At 57.7% G+C, this 20,406-nt stretch carries 17 protein-coding genes; 8 read left to right on the top strand and 9 right to left on the bottom strand.

Going from position 1 to position 20,406, the window contains the following annotated elements; all coding sequences use genetic code 11:
• Window positions 1-41: 41 nt before the first annotated feature.
• From JYB85_RS06460 to JYB85_RS06445, 4 genes are all read left to right on the top strand, one after another.
• Window positions 42-2,204 (top strand): OmcA/MtrC family decaheme c-type cytochrome, encoded by a 2,163-nt coding sequence (locus tag JYB85_RS06460; protein WP_207381535.1) that lies wholly within the window; start codon window positions 42-44, stop codon window positions 2,202-2,204.
• A 381-nt stretch (window positions 2,205-2,585) separates the two neighbouring features.
• On the top strand, window positions 2,586-3,671 hold the full coding sequence (locus tag JYB85_RS06455; protein ID WP_207381534.1) for a M35 family metallo-endopeptidase: 1,086 nt from the start codon (window positions 2,586-2,588) through the stop codon (window positions 3,669-3,671).
• A gap of 205 nt (window positions 3,672-3,876) precedes the next feature.
• Entirely contained in the window at window positions 3,877-4,479 is a 603-nt protein-coding gene (locus JYB85_RS06450; RefSeq protein ID WP_207381533.1) for a uracil-DNA glycosylase family protein, read from the top strand.
• Between the two features lie 4 nt (window positions 4,480-4,483).
• Window positions 4,484-5,509, top strand: a complete 1,026-nt coding sequence (locus JYB85_RS06445; RefSeq protein ID WP_228730222.1) for a sensor domain-containing diguanylate cyclase — start codon at window positions 4,484-4,486, stop codon at window positions 5,507-5,509.
• Between the two features lie 61 nt (window positions 5,510-5,570).
• Here JYB85_RS06445 and tnpA read toward each other — a convergent pair whose 3' ends face one another.
• Complete coding sequence (gene tnpA, locus JYB85_RS06440) at window positions 5,571-6,017, bottom strand: IS200/IS605 family transposase (RefSeq protein WP_207381940.1); 447 nt, start codon at window positions 6,015-6,017, stop codon at window positions 5,571-5,573.
• Between the two features lie 166 nt (window positions 6,018-6,183).
• Entirely contained in the window at window positions 6,184-7,671 is a 1,488-nt protein-coding gene (locus JYB85_RS06435) for a M4 family metallopeptidase (RefSeq protein WP_207381532.1), read from the bottom strand.
• A 307-nt stretch (window positions 7,672-7,978) separates the two neighbouring features.
• Between JYB85_RS06435 and JYB85_RS06430 the strand changes: the two genes are divergently transcribed.
• From JYB85_RS06430 to JYB85_RS06415, 4 genes are all read left to right on the top strand, one after another.
• Window positions 7,979-9,118 (top strand): glycerate kinase, encoded by a 1,140-nt coding sequence (locus JYB85_RS06430; RefSeq protein WP_207381531.1) that lies wholly within the window; start codon window positions 7,979-7,981, stop codon window positions 9,116-9,118.
• Window positions 9,119-9,203: 85 nt separating this feature from the next.
• Window positions 9,204-10,850 carry a pyridoxal-dependent aspartate 1-decarboxylase PanP gene (gene panP, locus JYB85_RS06425; protein WP_207381530.1) on the top strand — a complete coding sequence of 549 codons (1,647 nt, stop codon included), beginning with the start codon at window positions 9,204-9,206 and terminating at the stop codon, window positions 10,848-10,850.
• A gap of 167 nt (window positions 10,851-11,017) precedes the next feature.
• The gene (locus tag JYB85_RS06420) at window positions 11,018-11,722 is read left to right on the top strand and encodes an AzlC family ABC transporter permease (protein WP_207381529.1); all 705 of its coding nucleotides are present in this window, start codon (window positions 11,018-11,020) and stop codon (window positions 11,720-11,722) included.
• Between the two features lie 41 nt (window positions 11,723-11,763).
• On the top strand, window positions 11,764-12,066 hold the full coding sequence (locus tag JYB85_RS06415) for an AzlD domain-containing protein (RefSeq protein WP_207322547.1): 303 nt from the start codon (window positions 11,764-11,766) through the stop codon (window positions 12,064-12,066).
• 6 nt (window positions 12,067-12,072) lie between these two features.
• Here the strand turns inward: JYB85_RS06415 and JYB85_RS06410 are convergent, their stop codons facing one another.
• The 7 genes from JYB85_RS06410 to agaR are packed head-to-tail and all read right to left on the bottom strand — an operon-like array spanning window position 12,073 to window position 20,384.
• Complete coding sequence (locus JYB85_RS06410) at window positions 12,073-13,440, bottom strand: MFS transporter (protein ID WP_228730221.1); 1,368 nt, start codon at window positions 13,438-13,440, stop codon at window positions 12,073-12,075.
• A gap of 19 nt (window positions 13,441-13,459) precedes the next feature.
• Window positions 13,460-14,677 carry an N-acetylglucosamine-6-phosphate deacetylase gene (nagA, locus tag JYB85_RS06405; protein WP_228730220.1) on the bottom strand — a complete coding sequence of 406 codons (1,218 nt, stop codon included), beginning with the start codon at window positions 14,675-14,677 and terminating at the stop codon, window positions 13,460-13,462.
• A complete protein-coding gene (locus JYB85_RS06400) occupies window positions 14,670-15,731 on the bottom strand; it encodes an ROK family protein (protein WP_207381527.1) in 1,062 nt (353 codons plus the stop codon). Before JYB85_RS06400 ends, nagA begins: the two co-directional genes overlap by 8 nt.
• Window positions 15,732-15,742: 11 nt before the next feature.
• On the bottom strand, window positions 15,743-16,927 hold the full coding sequence (locus tag JYB85_RS06395; protein ID WP_207381526.1) for an SIS domain-containing protein: 1,185 nt from the start codon (window positions 16,925-16,927) through the stop codon (window positions 15,743-15,745).
• 5 nt (window positions 16,928-16,932) lie between these two features.
• Window positions 16,933-18,201, bottom strand: a complete 1,269-nt coding sequence (locus tag JYB85_RS06390; RefSeq protein ID WP_207381525.1) for a class II D-tagatose-bisphosphate aldolase, non-catalytic subunit — start codon at window positions 18,199-18,201, stop codon at window positions 16,933-16,935.
• Between the two features lie 5 nt (window positions 18,202-18,206).
• Complete coding sequence (locus tag JYB85_RS06385) at window positions 18,207-19,583, bottom strand: Gfo/Idh/MocA family protein (RefSeq protein WP_207381524.1); 1,377 nt, start codon at window positions 19,581-19,583, stop codon at window positions 18,207-18,209.
• An 18-nt stretch (window positions 19,584-19,601) separates the two neighbouring features.
• On the bottom strand, window positions 19,602-20,384 hold the full coding sequence (gene agaR, locus JYB85_RS06380) for a transcriptional repressor AgaR (RefSeq protein WP_207322540.1): 783 nt from the start codon (window positions 20,382-20,384) through the stop codon (window positions 19,602-19,604).
• Window positions 20,385-20,406: the final 22 nt, after the last annotated feature.

The following is a 20,406-nucleotide window of genomic DNA, read 5'->3' as shown; positions in this document are numbered from 1 at the left end:
GCCCTAAACCCCCGGCTCATGATATGGAATGGTAAACAGCTATGATAGAACTCAAATATAAAGCCCTCGTGCTTCCCCTGCTGACCTGCAGCCTGCTGTGGGGCTGCGGCAATGACGGCAAAGACGGAGAACCCGGAACCCCGGCTACGGTCGGCATGTCACTCAATCAGGCCAGCAGCATCAAGGCCAAGATCACCCAGGTCAGCATAGATGCCGGCACTGTGATGGTGGACTTCGACTTCACCAATGCCAATGGCGTTGCCATCACAGATCTCGACACTTACCCCGGTGTTGACACCTTGGGTATGGGCATAGCCAAACTGGTGCCCCAGGAAGGTGAAGGTTACAAGACGCCCCAATGGGTCAACTATATGAATAACCTGGTGGCCCCCAACAGTGCCGCCATTCCTTCCGGTTACGAAGACAAGGCCGGCCCCAAGGTCCAGCCGACAATCGAAACCAGCTGCCGCCAGGAATGCCTGACCCAACCCGAGCCCGGCCATTACCGTTACACCTTCCGCCAGAACCTGGCCAGTGTAACGGCCATTGAGGGACTGGATCTCAGCTATGCGCCAAGCCTGGTCCACAGGGTCAGCATGGAACTGCGACTCGACAGCGACCGTGCGCGGCTGATCAACACCCATTATGACTTCGTTCCAGCCACCGGACTTGAAGCCAGCGACGAGATGACCCGTATTGTCGAAAATACCCAGGACTCCTGTCTACGTTGTCACGGTGACAACTATTCCCTGACCGGTGCTCCCAGTCTGATCCTGCACGGTGGCCGGCGCATTGACACGGCCAATTGTCAAATGTGCCATACCAGCTACGCCGCCGATCCCGAAACCGGCGCGCCGCTGGATCTCGGATATATGGTGCACAAGATCCACAAGGCCGACTACCTGATGGTAGGTTACGGTGGCCGGCTCCATGACTTCAGCGAAGTCACCTTCCCCGCCGATCTCTATGACTGCCGCGTATGCCACCAGGAAGGCGAAGGCCGTCCGGTGGATGCCGCTAACTTCCGCCACCACAGAGCCCTGGCCTGCGGTTCCTGTCACTCGGATTCCACCGACCCTGTGACCATCAAGGAAGAAATGCATGCCAGCTATCAAGCCGAGCATGAATGCGTGGTCTGTCACTCGGAAAAAGACGATGAAGGTGCAGGACACCACGTTACCGATGCCATCGCCAAGGAAAATGTGCGCCTGGACTATCGTGCCGCTCTGGTGGCCAATTCAGCACGTCTCGAAGGCGGCAGGTTGAGCTTCAGTGTCAGCTTTATGGACAGTAAGGGCGTGGCCCAGCCCAGCCCCAACACCGATACCAGGTTGAAATACAGCACCTTGTACCTTGGTTTTGGCAATGATGTGGACTTTACCAAGGGCCGCGCCTCCATCAATTTGCTGACCCTGACACCGGTTGCAGGTGCCGATGGCGTCTACAGTTATGATGTCGCTTCCAGCCTTGACTCCACCAAGGTGACAGCCGCAAGCGCCAGCGCATTTATCACCACCCAGATGTGTGTCGACAGGGACACCCTCACCGGCGTTGCCTGTGGTACAGGGACCGATGAAGCGTTCAATCCATCGGTGATCCCCGGCAAAGCCGTGGTGTTCAACCTCAGTGGCGACACCGGCGTCAGCCCACGCCGATCTGTGGTCAGCAATGAAAGCTGTGCCCAGTGCCATGACAATCAGTATCTGGCCAAGTTTTCCAGCAAGATGCATCACAGCGGTCGTCGCAGCAACTTCGAAGGCGAATGCCAGACCTGTCATAACCCGGCCTGGGCCAGCAGTGCCAATGGCTTGATCCAGGACCATATCGACTTCAAGGTACTGATCCATGCCCGCCATGGGCAGACTGCGGTGGTAAGGGCTGAAGAAATCACCTTCCCCGAATACATAGGCAACTGTGGCAACTGCCACAAAGCGGGTCAGTTGACACTGGCGGGACTGGACAAGGTGCCGGCAACACCGGCCGTGGACGAACTGGATAACCCGGTTGAGTACTCACCCACAGCCGCGGCCTGCGTCAGTTGCCACGGTCCCAAGGAATCGTTGCTGTCACACATACGCACCAATGGCGGGGCAGCCAATGATCCTCGTGGTACCTACCAGGCTGGCGCCGAAACCTGCGCCGTCTGTCACGGCGAGGGCCAGGCGTTCGGTGTCGACAAGGTGCACCCGGTTCGATTTGACTGAAAACCAATACCCATCGATTTGCAGGCAGCCTTCGGGCTGCCTGTTTATTTTTACAGCCCCAAATTTAATATTCTGCCGGTAACAACCCCATTCGCCGACTACCCCCTGAAAACAGCAGTGCTCCCTGAGGTTACAAGCGTTTTTACCTTATATCGCTCCGTATATTTCCTGAAGCTTTTCCCAACTTAACCAACACTTTATGGTATGCATTCCGGTTTAATTAGGAATATCAGGTTTAATTGACTGCAAAACCGTTAAAAAACCCAAATTTATGTTGCCATCTATCGGAAATTCGTCTTACACTCCAAATCGCAACAAATGCAACATAAAAATAACATTCAGACAATAACAAACCTGAGAACACACAATAAGGACAAGCAAATGAAGCACAGCAAACTGTTTTCCGCCCTCGCCCTGGGTTCGGTGATTTTCAGCACCTCTGCTCTGGCAGACGGTATTCGTGCCAGCCTGGAGATGAGTCAACAGGACTTCAAGGCCAGCGAAGATGTCATGGTCAAGGTCACCCTGACCAACGATGAGAAAGTACCAGTCAAGATCCTCAAGTGGTACACAGCTGCCGAAGGTGTTGAAGAATCCCTGTTCAAGGTATCGGTCAACGGCAATGAAAAACACTATCTGGGCGCCCACTACAAGCGTCCGGCTCCTGGAAAACAAGACTACATCAAGCTCAAGTCCGGCGAGAGCGTGTCCTATGAAGTTGAGCTGTCTTCCCTGTATGACATGAGCGAATCTGGCACCTATGAAATCAGCTACGATGTCAGCTCAATGCAACTGTTTGCTCCCAATCCTGGCCAGGAAAAGAAACTGGCACGTCTGGGTATAGATGGCATTCATTCCGATTCCGTCAGCTTCTATGTTGAAGCCAAAGCCAACGGCAATACCGTCAAGCCAGGCACAGGCGGTGGCGACACAGGTGGTACTGTTGACGGCGTGACCTTCACCGGTCGTTGCAGCAACTCCCAGCAAAGCCAAATCCTCGAGGGTCTGAGCTCTGCCCGCGTCATGGCTGCCGATGCCAAGAACTACCTGCACACCAACAGCAGCCCCGCCAGCTCAGTGCGCTACAACACTTGGTTCGGCGCCTATAACAGCAGCCGTTGGAACACAGCCACCACGCACTTCGACAAGATTGACTCTGCACTGAACAACGAGCCGCTGACTTTCGATTGCAGCTGTAAGAAGAGCTACTACGCATACGTGTATCCAAGCCAGCCTTACAAGATTTACGTATGTAATGCCTTCTGGACTGCACCTGTATCAGGCACAGATTCCAAGGGTGGCACCATAGTTCACGAAACCAGCCACTTTGACATAGTCGCAGGTACCGATGATGTGGTTTACGGTCAAAGCGGTGCCAAGTCGCTGGCCATCAGCAACCCTGATCAGGCACTGAACAACGCCGACAGCCACGAATACTTTGCTGAAAACACCCCGTTCCAAAACTGATAGAAGCCTTCACGACTTCCTTTTCGGCCGACACCGGCCACACCTGACCTTGTGAATATTGGCGGAGCCTTGGCTCCGCCCTTTTTTTTACCTATTTCCCGCTCCCACCAGGAATTTGTTGCTGTTTTCCCAAGGCTCATCCCAAAGGCTTGTTTTTCCCCTTCTCCTGAGCCAAGGTAGTGCAAACCTCCATTAACCGCATCCCATGAGCAAACCTGCCATCCAAGCCTGCCAACTTGATAACCTGCTTGGCGAGATACGTCGCTGCACCCTCTGTGAGCCACATCTTCCCCTGGGGCCCAGGCCAATATTGCAGGCCGGGGAGAATGCCAGGATTTTGATTGCAGGACAGGCCCCCGGCCGCCTGACCCACGCCAAAGGGCGCCCATTTGATGACGCCAGTGGCGAGCGTTTAAGAAACTGGCTTGGGGTCGACAGGGATTGCTTTTACGATCCGGCCCGGTTTGCCATAGTGCCCATGGGGTTTTGCTTTCCGGGTACCCACGCCCATGGCCGCGGTGATCTGCCCCCCAGGCCCGAATGCGCCGCCACCTGGCATCAAAGGCTTCTGGGCCAGCTGCCCCATATCGAGCTCACCCTGCTCCTGGGCAAGTATGCCCTGGACTATCATCTGCCGGGACATCAGGGGCTGGCGGTAGAGGCTGGTCGCTGGCAGCAGCACTGGCCTTCACTGATGGTGCTGCCCCACCCCAGTCCCCGCAATAACCTTTGGCTTAAGCGTCACCCCTGGTTTGAAACCGAGTGCCTGCCCGCATTGCGCCAACGCATTGCCTCACTCATAGACTGACTTATTGACTACACTTAAATTCTGGTGTTTTGGCGCTTTTGGGGTACCTATGGGCGGCCACTCCCTTCCGGGCTATGGTTACACCTCCTTCAATGACATGCAGGTGGATGAGATAGATTGGGCCCGCTGGCAAAATCTGGTCGATACTGTGGCGGAAATGTTTGCCGCGCCTGCTGCCTATATCACCCAAGCCAACACCAAGGGCGTTGAAGTGCTTATCAGCTCGTTAAAGGGCGGCGATGCATTTGGCCCTGGCATCACATCTCCCCCAATGGAGCAGGGATTGAGTCAGCAGGTCATTGCCAAACAACAGCCGCTTTATGTTCGCAATGCCAAGGACGATCCCCGCTGGCAACAGACCCAGGAGTACACCACCTATAATTGGGTTTCTTACCTGGGGTTACCCATCAGTTGGCCCGACGGCCACAGCTTCGGCAGCCTGTGCGTGGTATCAACCAGCCCAACGGACTATCCCGAGGTTTATATGCGGGTGCTGGCCCTGATCCGCGATGTCATCAACAGCGATCTCGCCCACTTCTATCGCGAGGCCCAGCTGCTGACCCAAAGCTATACCGATCCCCTGACCCAGATTTACAACCGGCGTGGCTTCGAAGAACTGTTCGTGCAGAACCGTCAATTGGCCAGGCGTCTGGGGCGAAGAATGGCGTTGCTTAACTTTGATTTGGATGGATTCAAAAGCATCAATGACAACTTTGGCCACGCCATGGGTGATGAGGTTCTCTGCGCCTTCGCCCGCAATTTGAAACAGAGCTGCCGCAGCTGCGATCTGGTGGCCCGCTGGGGCGGGGATGAGTTCCTGGTGTTGGTACACTCGGAAACCGATGCCATGGAAAGCTCCATGTTGGCACGCCTTGATGAACGCCTGGCGGCCCTTGGCAATCTGCCGGCCATAGGCTATTCGGTCGGTATGCTGCGCATCGGATGTGATGACAGCAGGGAATTGGAGGAGCTGGTGATGATGGCCGACCTCAACCTGTACAGCCACAAACAACGCAAGAAAAAATCATAAGTAAAAATCCACCTGCATAGCAGGTGGCTTTGACACAGCCCCCTAAAAGGGGGCTTAAAAACTAACCTTCCAACCCTAACGCTATTTGCCGTTTCTCTTCTTCTTTGGCTGTCTTTTCCTGGTGCCGTACATATCTACGGATTATGTCTTCGTTTGCTCCTACTGAGTCCACAAAATAACCCCGTTGCCAGAAGTGATTCCCCCAGAGCTTGTGCTTTCTTAAATAAGGAAATTTGGCAAACATCCTGATCGCGGTTCTCCCTTTAACAAAACCCATTAAATCCGACACGCTTAGACTGGGTGGGGTTCTGACTACTAGATGGACATGATCTTCCTGAACATTTAGTTCCACGACTCTGCATTTCTTCATGTTGCAGTAAACATAGATACTTCGATAAAGCTCTCTGCCGAGATTACCTTTCAGGATTTTGTACCTGTACTTGGGTGTCCAAACGAGGTGATACTGACAACGATAGAATACGTGAGACGCGGATTCATATCTGCTCATGCTACTTACTCCTTGATTTGCTGGTAACAAACCGAGGGAGTATTTAGCATGGGCATTCTCCGGGCAAAGCCCCACCAGAACGATCACCACCTCCATAGGAGGTGGTTTTAGGGTGACAAAAAAAATGCCCGGTAACACCGGGCATTTTTATCGCAGTACGCTCAGCTTAGTTACAGCTTACGCCTACGCTTGAGAAGGCAGCAGTTACGTCAGCAACTGAGTAACCATAGTCAGCTGCAGCGTTTTGTACGCCACAGGCACCCTGGTTGTAGTTGGTGGTAGGAGCCCAGTAAACCTGGTTGGCGCGAACAAACACGTCAAAGGCTTTTTGAGTGTTCCAACCTGCTTTCTTGGCCAGCAGGTAGAAGGCTTTGTTGTACACGCCTGAAGAGTAGTGTACATCCATACCTGAGGTGTAGTTGGAAGCGTGATCGATAGACTTGCCATCTTTGGTTGGGGTGTCCATGTAACGCAGGGCACCGGCACCTTTGAAGATGTCATAACCAACCATCCAGTCGTTGCTGCCACGCATGTAGAACTCGGCAGCCTCACCGGCCATATCAGAGAAGGCTTCGTTCATACCGCCTGATTGAGCGCTGTATTCCAGACCGGCATTTTGCTCGGTGAAACCGTGGCTGACTTCGTGAGCTGATACGTCAAGGCTCACCAGTGGGTAGAAGTAGCTGGCGCCATCACCGAAAGACATGGCTTGGCCGTCCCAGAAGGCGTTTTCATAGCTGCGGCCGTAATGCACCTTCATCTTCAACTGGAAGCTCAAAGGAGCAGTGTTGTACCAGTCTTTGTACATGTTGAAGATCACACCACCGAAGTAGTGGGCATCGTTCAGCGGTGAGTAAGCACCGTTCACAGCCTTGTAGGTGTTCTCTGGGCAAGAGAAGGAGTACACAGAACCACCACGGGTACTGTTGGCCATATCGATGGTTTGCACGTTGGCGTTGTTCATGGTGCACACGCCGTTGGACTCTTGTACATCCAGGAAGCCGTAATCGGCACCATAGTAGTACTGACCGGTCTTGGCGTTACCACCTGGGCCAGTGGCCTGGAAAGCAGTACCAGTACCACCTGTGCCACCTGAACCTGGCTTGCCTTTACCGGCTTTACCAGTCATCAATTCGTCCCAATGACGGATCACTTCACCGCTGGTAGCGTCAACCAGACCGGCTGGACGGCTGATACCTTGTTTACCTTCGCTCAGGAAAGACACGCGGTAAGCCAGACGAGGAGCATCGCCTTCGTTCAGGATAACCAGTTCAACTTCTTTGCGACCAGAAGCATCTGCACCGGGGAAAGCCTTGTTCAGGGCGGCAATTGCCTGACCTTTGGTCAGAGCCGGAGTAACAGAAAAGTCTTCAGCGATATCGGCAGCTTCACCTGTGATGAATTGGTTTACGCCATCGGTAGCCACTACCAGATGATGACCGTATACCTTCACGCCGTTGAAGAACTGCTGTTGCTTGGCCTTTTGCAGACCTTTGGCAGTGGTGAAAGACTTGCCTGCGGCAAATGCATGACCTTTGCCCAGACCCATGGCGTGAGTCAGAGATTGATCAGCGGCTGCAGAGAATTCACCGGCATGCAGTGCACCTGCAACGCTCAACGCCAGAGTAGCTGGAATAAGGGTGTATGCTTTCATGTTCCGTTCCTTATTGTCGTTATTTGTAGTTATTTTGACTGAGGTAATGCTTTCAGTCGGGATAAACTGGCATAAAGTGATTCACATCACAAGGCGCCAGATTAAACTCAGGTTAAATTTCCGTAACAATATAATTACAAATTGATACAAATAGAAGATGTTTAAAGAAAAATCTTTATTTTCACTATTTTAGGTACAGCGTTCCGTAATAAATCAGCATACTATTCGGTATTCTGTTGGCGCAGCCGGTCTGTCTCCGGCCTTATAACACCAATATATTTAACATTTTCGCAACCCTGGAGTTGCCATGCGAATACTCATAGCACCCGACAGTTTCAAGCACAGCCTCGCTGCCGCAGACGTCGCTGCACTTATCAAACAAGGCTTCAATGACGGATGGCCCCAGGCCCAATGTGTGTGTCTGCCCCTGGCCGATGGTGGTGAGGGAACGGTCAGCGCAATAGTTCAGGCATGTCACGGCGAACTGTTTCAGCAGGATGTGCAGGATCCATTGGGCCGTCCCCATCGGGCGGTTTATGCCCGGCTGCCGGGTAAGGAGGTGGTGATAGAGCTGGCACAGGCGAGCGGCATCCAGTGGCTTCAGCCAGGCGAACTGAACCCGCTGTGTGCAAGCAGTTATGGTACAGGCCAGCTTATCAGCGCCGCATTGGCACACAAACCCAAACGCCTGATTTTGGCCCTGGGTGGCAGCGCCTGTAATGATGCCGGCGCGGGGATGCTGACGGCCCTCGGCGTACGCTTTCTGGATGCCGAGGGCCAAAGCCTGCCCCCGGGGGGCGCGGCCTTGGCCCGGCTGCACCGGATAGACAGCGCAGGCCTTGACCCTCGCATTGTGGACTGCGAACTGCTGTTGGCCTGCGATGTGGACAATCCCCTGCTGGGACCCCATGGCGCCAGTGCCGTGTACGGCCCCCAGAAAGGTGCCGATGCCGGCATGGTCGCCGAGCTCGACGCCGCCCTGACCCACTTTGCCGATGTGCTTGTGGCTCAGGGATACCGGGATATGCGCCAGGTTGCCGGCGCCGGAGCAGCAGGCGGCACCGCTTTTGGTGCCCTGAGTCTGCTTGGCGCCAAACTGGTGTCCGGTGCCGATTGGATGCTCACCCGGCTCAAGGTCGAGGAACAGCTCTGGAAGATGGACTTGCTTATCACGGGCGAAGGCAGCTTCGATGCCCAGACCCTGCACGGCAAGGCCCCCATGGCACTGCTTAGGCTGGCCCAGACGGCCGGGGTGCCCATCATAGGCATAAGCGGTTGTTTGGGATCCGGGCATCAGGCCCTGCTGGATGCCGGTTTCAGCGCCCTTTACGGCACTCAGAAAGCCGGATTGCCCCTGGCAGAAATCCAGGCCCACGCCGCTGAAGCCCTGTATTTGTGTGCCCTCAAGCTTGCGCGGGAACTGGCCGCCAAGGCCGCCACCTCTTGATTGACGAGCCCCTGTTGCAGTAAAGTTAGCTCCCTTTTGGTCTTTCCGGTTTCCCGGAAAACAGAGACACCGGATCCCAGTCGCTATGACCCAGCACCACTCCCGCAAGGCTACCGCTTCCGAAGCCACCCTGATGAGAATCTTTACCGTCCCCGAGGCGGCAGATTCGACCCTGGGGCGGATAGAGCAACAGCTGTCGCGGGATTTGGCAGGCTTTCTCAACAACAGCATAGCAGCGCTGGAAAAGCCCCTTTCGGATATAGAAGAACACTTCGCCAGCGTGCAAATACCCAAGGCACCGCGGTTCGTGTCCGACTATGTGGACGATATCATGACCCACCTGGTGGCCCAGTCGGTGCATACGGCCTCCCCCAGTTTTATCGGTCACATGACCTCGGCCCTGCCCTACTTCGTGTTGCCCCTGTCCAAGCTGATGGTGGGACTGAACCAGAACCTGGTCAAAATCGAAACCTCCAAGGCCTTCACCCCGCTGGAGCGCCAGGTTCTGGGCATGATCCATCACCTGATCTTCGGCCGTGAAGCCGACTTTTATGCGCAGTGGCTCCACAGCGCCAACCATTCCCTGGGGGCCTTCTGCTCCGGTGGCACAATCGCCAACATCACGGCCCTGTGGATTGCACGCAACAACCTGCTCAAGGCCGACGGCAACTTCCGTGGCGTCAGCCGCGAAGGTCTGCCGCGGGCGCTGAAACACTATGGCTGGCAGGACCTGGCCATTCTGGTGTCGGAGCGGGGCCATTACTCCCTAGGCAAGGCGGTGGATTTGTTGGGCCTGGGCCGCGACAACATCATCACCATAGCCACGGATGCCGACAACAAGGTGGATGTGGCCAGGATGCGCGCCGAGGCCGCCAGACTCAAGGCCGCAGGCATCCGGGTCATGGCCATAGTGGGCGTTGCCGGCACCACAGAAACAGGCAATGTGGATCCGCTGGAGCAACTGGCAGATCTGGCCCTCGAGCTTGACTGCCATTTCCATGTGGATGCGGCCTGGGGCGGCGCCACCTTGCTTTCTGCAAAATATCGCAGCCTGCTCAAGGGCATAGAGCGAGCCGACTCGGTCACCATAGATGCCCACAAGCAGATGTACGTGCCCATGGGCGCCGGCATGGTGCTGTTCCGCAATCCAGCCCTGGCCAGTGCCATTGAGCATCACGCCGAATACATTTTGCGTCGCGGCTCCAAGGATCTTGGCAGTCAGACCCTGGAAGGCTCCCGCCCCGGCATGGCCATGCTGGTGCACGCCTGCCTGCAGATCATCGGCCGCGAAGGCTATGAGATCCTGATAAACAACTCGCTGGAAAAGGCCCGCTATTTTGCCGGTCTCATTGAGGCACACCCGGAATTCGAGCTGGTGAGTGCACCCGAGCTGTGCCTGCTGACCTACCGCTACGTGCCATCCTTCGCCAAAGCCGCCCTGGACCAGGCCCTCGCAGAGGGTGACAGCGAACGGGTCAATGCCATCAACGACGGCCTCAATGCCCTCACCCGGGCGATTCAGAAAACCCAGCGTGAGCAAGGTAAATCCTTCGTCTCCCGTACCCGGATCCAGCCGGCCCGCTACCTGCGGGAAACAGTGACAGTATTCAGAGTAGTGTTGGCCAACCCCCTGACCACAGAGCAAATATTGCAGGACGTGCTGGCGGAGCAGTGTGAACTGGCTGCCGGGGAAATCAGCCTGCTCGCTGATCTGCGCGCCGCTTGTGAGTAAGGCCTGTGAGTAAAGTGAGCTTTTGAAAAAAGAGGGCTTGTGAGAAGCAGGCCTGTGCCTGAGCAGTTTGAGATAAACCACCAGTCCCACAAGCCTGAGTCTGAATAGCAGAAGTCCCAATAGCTTAAGTCCCAGTAGCTTAAGTCTCCAGAGCCCAGGGAGGAGCCATGACCGACAGCCCAAACGGCAGCGCCGCAGGTTCCTTTTGGCGCGGCACCCTGGCGGTGATGCCGCTGACCATAGCCGTTATCCCCTGGGGCATACTCGCCGGCTCCCTGGCGCTGGAAAGCGGTCTCAGTCCCATTCAAAGCCAGGCCATGTCGGCCATCATCTTTGCCGGTTCGGCGCAACTGGTTGCCCTGGGGATGCTAAAGGCCGCCAGCGGCCTGATGGCCATTCTGGTCACCACGGCCCTTATCACCTCCAGACACCTGCTATACGCCATGGCCATGCGCGAAGCCATCAGCCCCCTGCCGCTGCGCTGGCGCCTTATTCTGGGTTTTCTGCTTACCGATGAATTGTTTGCCATCGCCAACCAGGGCAAGTTGGCAAAATTTGATCCCTGGTATGCCCTGGGCGGTGGTTTGAGTTTCTACCTGGGCTGGAACCTGGCGACCCTTGCGGGGATCCTCGCCGGCAATGCGGTGGATAATCTGGGCTCATTGGGGCTGGATTTTGCCATCGCCGCCACCTTTATCGCCCTGGTGGTGCCAAGGGTCAAAGACGGCGCCAGCTTGCTGTGTGTGCTGACGGCCCTGTGCCTGTCTGTGCTCTGCGAAGCACTGGCGGTGCCCGGCGGCTTGCTGATAGCGTCACTCTCTGCCATGGCCGTGGGCTATGGCTACAGCCAATGGGGAGGACGCAAGTCATGAGCGATGGCGCGCTGCATCAAGGCTGGATAACAGATAACGCCATGATTTGGATAACCATACTGGCGATGGCGGCTCTGGTGTTCATCAGCCGCTATCTGCTGCTGGATCCCAAGTTGCCGATCCGCCTGGGGCGCCGCACCCAGGCATTCTTAAGCTTCTCGGCGCCGGCGGTGCTGACCGCCATCTTCGCCCCCATAGTGTTTCTGCGGGACGGCAGCCTTAACCTCAGTCCCTTCAATCCCTATCTCAGCTGCGCCCTGCTGGCGACCGTGCTGGTGCTGCTGACCCGCAACACCCTGGTGACCGTCATCATCAGCATGGCGGTGTTCTTCTTTATCCACTGACCCTGTTTATCCACTGACGCCTTCATCCGCCTGCAATTGCCGATGCGCAGTGCGGATATTGTGACCCTTGAGGGCATAAAACAGGATGACGGCATAGCAGGGCAGCAAAATGATGTAGCCCCCCTGATGACTCAGGCCCTGATGTACCAGGGCACCATAAAGCAGAGGCAAAATGGCGCCACCGGCAATGCCCATGATAAGCAAGGCCGAGGCGGTGGCGGTAAAACGTCCCAGCCCCTGCAATGCCAGTGGCCACACCGCCGGCCACACCAGGGCATTGGCCAGCCCAAGCAAGGCCAGACAGAGCACTGTGTCGGGCACGGGTGTTATCCCCAGTGGCTGCAGCAATATTTGCGCCAGGCCATAGCTTTGTTCATCGCCCCAGATAAGCCCGGCAGCAAACACCAATCCGGCCATGGCGGAAATCGCCAGCGCTGACCTTTGGCTCAGCCAACGGGGTATGGCCACAATTCCCAGCACATATCCCACGACCATAAAGCTCATGGTGTAAGAGGTCAGCACACCGAAATTGGCCAGTCCCAGATGTTGGCCATAAAGACCTATGCTGTCTCCGGCGATCACTTCGGCTCCCACGTAAAGGAACAGGGTCAGGGCCCCCAGCAACACCTGGGGATGTTGTCCCAGGGCCCGCCAGTCCCTGGCTGCTCCCGAGCCGCTGCCCTCCAGTTCAGGTTCGGGCAAGGGTGACAGACGCACGTAAAACAGCAGGGCCACCAGCACCAAGGCCATGGCAAGATAAGGTCCCACCAGGCGCGCCGACAGGCTCTGCAATGCCTCGGCCCTCGCCGTCACCTCCATGGCAGCCAGGGCGGTCTCGCTGTAGGCCTCCATACCGGTCAACACCCAGGCGCTGAATACCAGGGGTACCAGGATCCCGGCGCCCTTGTTTACCACCCCCATACAACTGATGCGCCTGGCGGCACTTTCCCTGGGACCAATCACCACTATGTAGGGATTGGCAGCGGTCTGCAGTAAGGTCAACCCGGTACCGAGCACAAATAACGCCAGCAGGAACAAGGCAAAACTGTGGCTGTAGGCGGCGGGAATAAAAAGCGCGGCCCCCATGGCCATGACTCCGAGCCCCAGCTGCAAGCCGGCCCGATAGCCGAAACGCGCCAACAGGGTCGACAGGGGCAAGGCCATCACAAAGTACGCTATGTAGAAGACAAAGGTCACAAGGTATGCCTGCAGCTCATTGAGTTCACAGGCAATTTTTAGAAAAGGGATCAAGGCGCCATTCAGCCAGGTCACAAATCCAAACACAAAAAACAAGATACCGATAAGGATCATCGGCAGCAGTGTGCCTGTGGTGGCCTTTGACGAACCTGAAGACAGGGATGAATTAGGGGTCATGAAAGCGTTCCTTTAATGGTTAAGTTCGGGATAGACCTGTGATCAGCGCCAGCGGCAGCGTGAGCCCGGCACCGGGCTCGGCGCCGGCCACCACCACGCCACTCTGCCAGCGGGCACATTGGAACAATTTGTCATCCAGCAGCAGCAAATCGGCTCTGGCGCCGGGCACCAGGGCCCCCCGGTCCTCAAAACCCATAAACTGCGCCGGCGTATGGGTTGCCATGGCAACGGCATCCGCCACCGCTATTCCCATGGTCTGGCAGGCATATCTGAGGGCCCCTGTCATGGTGAGCAGCGAACCGGCCAGGGAGCCGTTGCTGTCCCTGAGCGCATTGCCGCGCCGCACCACCTTGCCACCAAAGAAGGCAAACTCCGTGGTATCCGTGCCCACGGTTGACATGGCATCGGTCACCAACATCAAACCGCGACGGCCCTTGAGGCGCCAGGCCAACATGGCCGAGGCCGGATGCACATGCTCACCGTCGAGTATTATGCCGCTGCAGCTTTGGGCGCTGTAGAGTGCGGCCCCCAGCATGCCCGGCTCCCGGGAGGTCAGTCCCGACATGCCGTTAAACAGATGGGTGAAACCTCGGGCCCCAGCGTTAATGGCCTGCATGGCGGTGGCAAAATCGCAGTCCGAATGCCCGAGACTGACCTTAACCCCGAGCGCAACCAAGTCACGTATATCGGACGGCTCCACGCGCTCCGGCGCCAGGGTCACCAGGCAGGCGCCAAGTTCCCTAACCGCTCTGCCATAGAGGGCCAGCTCGGACTCCCCCAGGGGTCTGAGTTTGCCCACACTGTGGCAACCCCGTTTGGTCACTGACAAATGGGGGCCTTCAAAATGTATCCCGGCCACGCCATCAAATCCCAGTCGGCGTGCCTCAATGGCGGCATCCAGTGCCGCGCTCATCACGGCCACATCGTCACTGATGACCGTGGGCAACAAGGTAGCCGTGCCGTAGCGGCCATGGGCATCGAGCATGGTGCCCAGCGTCTCAGCCGTGGGGCTGTGATTGAACAGTATTCCACCGCCGCCGTTGACCTGGGTATCTATCAATGCCGGTACCAAAAGACCGTCACATTCAAAAACCGGCTCGGCGCTGTCAGGGGCCGAAGTGGCTATCTGGGTGATTTTGCCGTTTGCCAGGCGCAACCATGGCCTGGAAACCTCGTCCATGTTCTCACCCAGCAAGGCCCTGGCCGGGCAAAGCCAGTATGCTCCAGGCTTAACCATTGGCAATACTCCTTTTGCTTGGAGGATTGACGGCATCGCTTGCTTGGGAATTAGGGCCGGTTGATTTGGAGATGCGGCTTTCATTCAAGAGCAGGCTTTCATTCAAGAGCTGGTTTTTGCCAAGCAGCGCAGCGCCGCGAACACCGCTGGCGGCGCCGAATTCGGCCACCCGAAACTCCGGCAGGCTCACGCCGGCAAACAGGTGTTTTTGGGTCGCCACCGGCAAAGCTTCCATAATTTCAGGTACCTGGGACAAGCCGCCACCAAAGACAAAAATATCAGGATCCAGAGCCAGTATCTGCCCCGCCAGCACGCTGCCCAGGGCATCCATATAGGCATCAAAGGCACGCCTGGCCGATGCCTCCCCCTCACGGTAGGCCGCCAACCATTGATAGGTGTCGGCTTCACCGCCAAAATGCCGGTACAGGCGCCCAAGGCCGGTGCCGGACACATAGTTTTCGGCGCAGCCCCTGAGGCCACAGCCGCAGTCGTACAGTGGCAGTCCATGGTCCAGCAGCACCGAGGCTGCCAGGCCCTGGTGGCCAAATTCCCCCGCCAGGCAGTTGGCGCCATTGAACAGCCGCCCATCGATACACAGGCCGCCACCGAGCCCGGTGCCGAGGATCACCCCCACCACATGGCGCTTATCCCTTCCGGCCCCCAGCAGGGCTTCGGACAGGGTAAAACAGCGACAGTCGTTGCCCGTGGCGACCTTGCGTCCGAGCCTGGCACCGAGATCCTCGGCGACCCGGCGCCGGTTAAGACAGGGCACATTGCTCGACAGCACAGTGCCATCGGTCTGGATAACCCCAGGCAGGGCGATGCCGACCGAGGCCATGGCCTGTTGCTGTTCATGTTCTTCGGCCTGGGCTTGCTCTGATGCCAGGGCGCGGCAACGCTCGTCGGCCAAGGCTATCTGGCCACAGACGGTCGTCAGAAACGCCTCGTAATCATCCACCGGGGTGGCAAGCTGCCAGCGGTCCCGGCACTGAAGTTCATCATCAAATATGGCCAGGGCAATTTTGGTGCCGCCGATATCCAATCCGTAATGCATGCTCAATCACCTCAGAGCGGCGCGCGATACAAGTCCAGTGAGTGCACATTCACTCCCTGCACCACCCTGTTAACCTGGCCACCGGGACAGGGATTGTCCGGTGACACCGCCAGGTTCAACGCCGTGTAATAAGCCAAAAGTTGACAATACAGCACATAGGGTAATCCGAGCCAGACCTCATCCAGCAAACGCTGTCCGTCCGCCGCCAGGCTTTCTTCGCACAGCATGGTCACGCCGCGGGCCTGGTCATCCCCCTCAAGCTCCCGAACCATGTCCAGATCATAGGCCCTGGCATAGGGCTCAGAGGAGGCCAGCAGCACTATCCGGGTCTGGCCATCCACCAGGGATTTGGGACCATGACGGAAACCCAGCGGAGTCTCATAGAGGCCAATCACCCGCCCGGAGCTGAGTTCGAGCAATTTCAGCGCCGCTTCCCTGGCTACGCCCTTCAGGGCACCACCGCCCAAATACACCAGACGGGTGTTGTCTTCCAGCGCCTGGGCGGCAATTTCGGGCAGCCGCTCATCCAGCAGGGTGCTGGCCATGACGCTAACCCGCGCCAGGGCTTTATCGTCACGGCAAAACAGCAGCAGCACCGCCAGGTACATGCAGCTGAAGCTGCTGGTCATGGCAAAGCTGCGATCGTGACTGGCCTCCGGCATCAACCACAAACAGCATCTGGCCTGCTGCTGGCGGGCATAGGCCGCCATTTTGCCCTCCGGATTGCAGGTCACCAGCAGGTGATAGCACTCGGGCAGCAGGGCATCGCAAATGTCGATGGCGGCCATGGATTCTGGGCTGCTGCCCGAGCGGCCAAAGGACAACACCAGGGTCGGCCGCGCCGGGTCCAGATGTAAATGGGGATGGGACACCAGATCCGTGGTGGCAATGGCTTCGGCGCTCTGGCCTGCCAGCGGCAGTTGCTTCGCCACATGGGCCGCCAGGGCCTCGCCTATGTAGGCCGAGGTGCCGGCGCCGCACAATAAGACCCTCAGGTTTTCCCGTGCCAACAGCGGCGCCAGGAAGGCAGCAATAGTGGCGGACACCTGTTCATAGGCCGCCGCCAGCTCCCCCCACAAGGCGGGCTGCTGCAATATCTCTGCGGCGGTGAATTCGGCCCCCTCTCGGGGTGCATGCAACGCCTCACGGGCAAATTCAGGATAGACCTTGGTCTTTGATAACAAACTGACTTGCATGAAATTTATCCTTGTTTTGCGCTCAATTGGCAGGCACCGGCATAGCGACCGAGCACCAGGCTGATATGGTCGAGCACCAGCTCAAGTCCGGTGGCGGGCAGTAGTCCCCGCAGCACCCTGGGATACTGCAGTGGCAGATACTGACTGATAAGTGGCAAGGGAATGGGCTCTTTGAGGTTGGCCAGTAACTTGTCTATGGTCAGGGCCAGCTCGGGCCAGTAATAGCGGATACGGTCGCTGTAACTGAAGCCCAGTTGCCAATCCCGCAGTTGCGGATCGGTGTAAAAACTTTGCCAGTATTTGGGCTGGGCCAACATCTTGTCCATGCACATGGCCTTGAGACCGGCACGCTTGACCGCCGGGACCAGCAGTTCTTCGATATGATCCAAAGCAAACAGGGCTTCGCGCAGGGCAAAGGTCAGCTCGGGTCCCACCTTGAGGATGGCGAAATGATCCGCCACCAGCTCACCATAATGCTCCGGCAGCTGATAATCGGTGGAATGGGCCTCGAATACCAGGCCGCTTTGATGACGAATAAATCCCTGCTGCTCCCGGGTCAGCCGGGGTTGGTATTGGTGCACCTGACTGTGGCCAAACTCCACCCCGGGCTGAACCACCAGGGCAATGACCTTGTTCCACACTTCTTCAGCAAGACCTTCGGCCGCAAAGGCGCGTTTGTGGGCCGCCACTGTCTCTTCCATGGCCGGCACCGGCGTGACCTCCAGGGCGGCGAGGCTGGCCACGCCTCCGGGAGGCGGCACTTCGGTGCCAATCACATAGCAAAGCTCGCGACCATTGGCGGCTTCTTCGGCGGCGCGGCACAGCCGGGCGGCGCGCCCTGCTATCAGCGCATCCCCCAGGGGTTCCTGCTCGCCCTCACAGGCCATGCTGGCGTCCAGATGTATCTTATCGAACCCGGCCTGCACACAGGCCCTCACCAGGGCCTCGGCCTCGGCCATGGCGGCTTCCGGCCCCAGATGTTTCCAGGCCACCGGGCCCAGGTGATCGCCGCCGAAAATCAGCTGCGATGCCGGCAGCCCTTCGGCCTCGGCCAGTTCCCGCACAAAGACGATAAAGTCGGCCGGGGTCATGCCTGTGTAACCGCCGTGCTGATTGACCTGATTGGCCGTGGCCTCAATCAACAGCGGCGCCCGGTTGGCTGCCGCGTGGCGCAGGGCGGCACGCAGCACCAGGGGTTGGGCCGAGCAGACGGCGAAAATCCCCTTGCGTTCGCCACGCTTGTTGGCGGCCATAATGGCCTTGAGCAATGACATGGCCCTTACCCCACAATGCCAAGCGGCTTGGCACTTTGCCACAGACCACGGGTGAAATCGGGGAAGTCCTTTGAATTGCCGCGATCGGCAACCGACATGGCCGACAGGGGTTGCACCGCGGACCAGGCGGCACCGTCATACACATCCTGATCCAGTGGCTCGGCGTTGCGCAGGCAGTAGATCAGGCGCCAGCACATCAAAAAGTCCATGCCGCCGTGACCGCCGTTCTTTTCGGCTTCGGCGCCCATGCGCAGCCACAGGGGATGATCGTACTTGCCGTACCAATGCTCCATGTCCAGATCCCAGTCGTGGTAACTGCCGCGGCCGCCATTTTCCAGCGCAATGCGGTTGGGGAAACCGGCGAAGACCCCGTTGCTGCCCTGGATAAGATTGTGGCGGCTGTAGGGCCTTGGGGTGGTGGTATCGTGCTGCACCATTATGGTCCGGCCCCTGACAGTCTTAATAAGGCTGGTGTTCATGTCGCCGCAAATGTAGTTCATGGCATTGCGGGGGTGATCGGCGGCAAACTCACGCTTGGCATAGGCCGCGCGGCCCACGGCAGGAGAGCTCATGGAGCTCAGGTAATCAAAGCGGTCACCGCGGTTGATATTCATGTATTGGGATACGGGGCCCAGACCATGGGTCGGATACAGGTTGCCGTTGATCTGGCTGTGATACTTGGTCCGCCAGGAGCCGGTCTTGCGTTCCATCTCTTTCATCTGCCAGCGCAGTTCGTGGATGTAGGCAGCCTCGCCGTGCAGCAGCTCGCCAAATACGCCCTGGCGCACCATGTTGAGCACCATCAGCTCATCACGGCCATAGCAGACGTTCTCCAGCATCATACAGTTGCGCTGGGTGAGTTCCGCCGTGTCCACCAGATCCCAGAGTTCGGTCAGGCTGAGGCCCATGGGCACTTCCACACAGGCGTGCTTACCGGCAAGCATGGTGTCCTTGGCCATAGGGTGGTGCCATTCCCAGGGCGTGGATATAACCACTATGTCCACGTCTTCCCGCGCCAGCAGGTCGCGGTAAGCCAGCTCGCCCTGACCAAAATAGGCCACTTGGTTGTTGCCGTGTTCGGCCATGATCTTGCGGGCCCGGTCCAACACCTGGGAGTCGGTATCGCAGATGGCGGTAATGCGGGCGCCTTCGATGTTGTTAAAGTGATGGATGTAGCCCACGCCGCGCTCACCAACGCCGATAAGTCCGACCCGCACCTCGGCCATGGCCGGTACCACCAGTCCCATGACGGATTTTCCGACTGACTTTCGCGTCCCGGCGGATGGCGCTGTGGCGCCCCCCTGAGCACAGGCGGCCAATGCGGCCGACGCCACCGAGGCCATTGAGGCCTTCAAAAACCCACGACGATCCCAACCCGACATAAGCACTCCCCTATATAACTACTGACTTCGTTCAACAAGGTGCAACTGCACCCCCAGTTTTTCCAGGGCCTCCACGTAATGCGGCGGGATCCCGGTATCTGTCACCAGGCGGTGAATGTGGCGACAGCCACAAATCACATGAAAGGCCTGCTGATCAAATTTGGATGAATCGGTCACCACTATGACCTCGGTGGCCAGCTCCACCATCATGCGGTTCAAACTGGCTTCCTTTTCAAAATGGGTGGTCAGGCCGGCCTTGAGGTCGAAGCCATCCACCCCGAGGATCAACTTGTTGAAGTTGTAATCCCCCAAACTCTTCTCGGCGCTGCTGCCATAGAAGGACATGGACTTTTTCCGCAGCAGGCCGCCGGTCAACATCACTTCCACCGACTCGGACTTGGCCAGCACAGTGGCGATATTCAGCCCGTTGGTCATGACGATCAGATCCTCATGCTGCATCAGGTGATGGGCCACCTGCTCCGTGGTGGTCCCCGAATCGAGCAGCAGACGATCGCCGTTTTGCACCAGGGCTGCCGCCGCGGCCCCCAACTCACGCTTGAGCGCCGAGTAACAACTGCCCTTCTCCTTCAGCGACAACTCTCGGCTCAGCTCACTGTTGACCATGGCCCCGCCCCGCGAGCGCACCAACAACTGCTTCTGATCCAGGGTCGCCAAATCGCTGCGGATAGTGACTTCGGAAACCCCGAAGCGGCTCGCCAGCTCGGTCACCGAGACCTTGCCCTGCTGCTGGGTCAGGCGCACTATCTCCTGCTGCCTTTCAATGGTGTTGAGCATATTCATCGTCTTTACCTGTGTGGTTTCG

It is taken from the genome of Shewanella sedimentimangrovi, assembly GCF_017354965.1.
GTDB classification, from domain to species: Bacteria; Pseudomonadota; Gammaproteobacteria; order Enterobacterales; family Shewanellaceae; genus Shewanella; species Shewanella cyperi.
The sequence above is the reverse complement of the archived record's forward strand: the minus strand, read 5'-3'. Positions and strand labels throughout refer to the sequence as shown.

Bases quoted from the DNA above. Each gene is read 5' to 3' on its own strand.
- JYB85_RS06390 (WP_207381525.1), bottom strand. From the start codon at position 18,201: ATGTCATTGCTCAAGGCCATTATGGCCGCCAACAAGCGTGGCGAACGC.
- JYB85_RS06455 (WP_207381534.1), top strand. From the start codon at position 2,586: ATGAAGCACAGCAAACTGTTTTCCGCCCTCGCCCTGGGTTCGGTGATT.
- JYB85_RS06450 (WP_207381533.1), top strand. From the start codon at position 3,877: ATGAGCAAACCTGCCATCCAAGCCTGCCAACTTGATAACCTGCTTGGC.
- agaR (WP_207322540.1), bottom strand. From the start codon at position 20,384: ATGAATATGCTCAACACCATTGAAAGGCAGCAGGAGATAGTGCGCCTG.
- JYB85_RS06410 (WP_228730221.1), bottom strand. From the start codon at position 13,440: ATGACCCCTAATTCATCCCTGTCTTCAGGTTCGTCAAAGGCCACCACA.
- JYB85_RS06430 (WP_207381531.1), top strand. From the start codon at position 7,979: ATGCGAATACTCATAGCACCCGACAGTTTCAAGCACAGCCTCGCTGCC.
- JYB85_RS06415 (WP_207322547.1), top strand. From the start codon at position 11,764: ATGATTTGGATAACCATACTGGCGATGGCGGCTCTGGTGTTCATCAGC.
- panP (WP_207381530.1), top strand. From the start codon at position 9,204: ATGACCCAGCACCACTCCCGCAAGGCTACCGCTTCCGAAGCCACCCTG.
- tnpA (WP_207381940.1), bottom strand. From the start codon at position 6,017: ATGAGCAGATATGAATCCGCGTCTCACGTATTCTATCGTTGTCAGTAT.
- JYB85_RS06420 (WP_207381529.1), top strand. From the start codon at position 11,018: ATGACCGACAGCCCAAACGGCAGCGCCGCAGGTTCCTTTTGGCGCGGC.
- nagA (WP_228730220.1), bottom strand. From the start codon at position 14,677: ATGGTTAAGCCTGGAGCATACTGGCTTTGCCCGGCCAGGGCCTTGCTG.
- JYB85_RS06400 (WP_207381527.1), bottom strand. From the start codon at position 15,731: ATGCATTACGGATTGGATATCGGCGGCACCAAAATTGCCCTGGCCATA.
- JYB85_RS06435 (WP_207381532.1), bottom strand. From the start codon at position 7,671: ATGAAAGCATACACCCTTATTCCAGCTACTCTGGCGTTGAGCGTTGCA.
- JYB85_RS06395 (WP_207381526.1), bottom strand. From the start codon at position 16,927: ATGCAAGTCAGTTTGTTATCAAAGACCAAGGTCTATCCTGAATTTGCC.
- JYB85_RS06460 (WP_207381535.1), top strand. From the start codon at position 42: ATGATAGAACTCAAATATAAAGCCCTCGTGCTTCCCCTGCTGACCTGC.
- JYB85_RS06385 (WP_207381524.1), bottom strand. From the start codon at position 19,583: ATGTCGGGTTGGGATCGTCGTGGGTTTTTGAAGGCCTCAATGGCCTCG.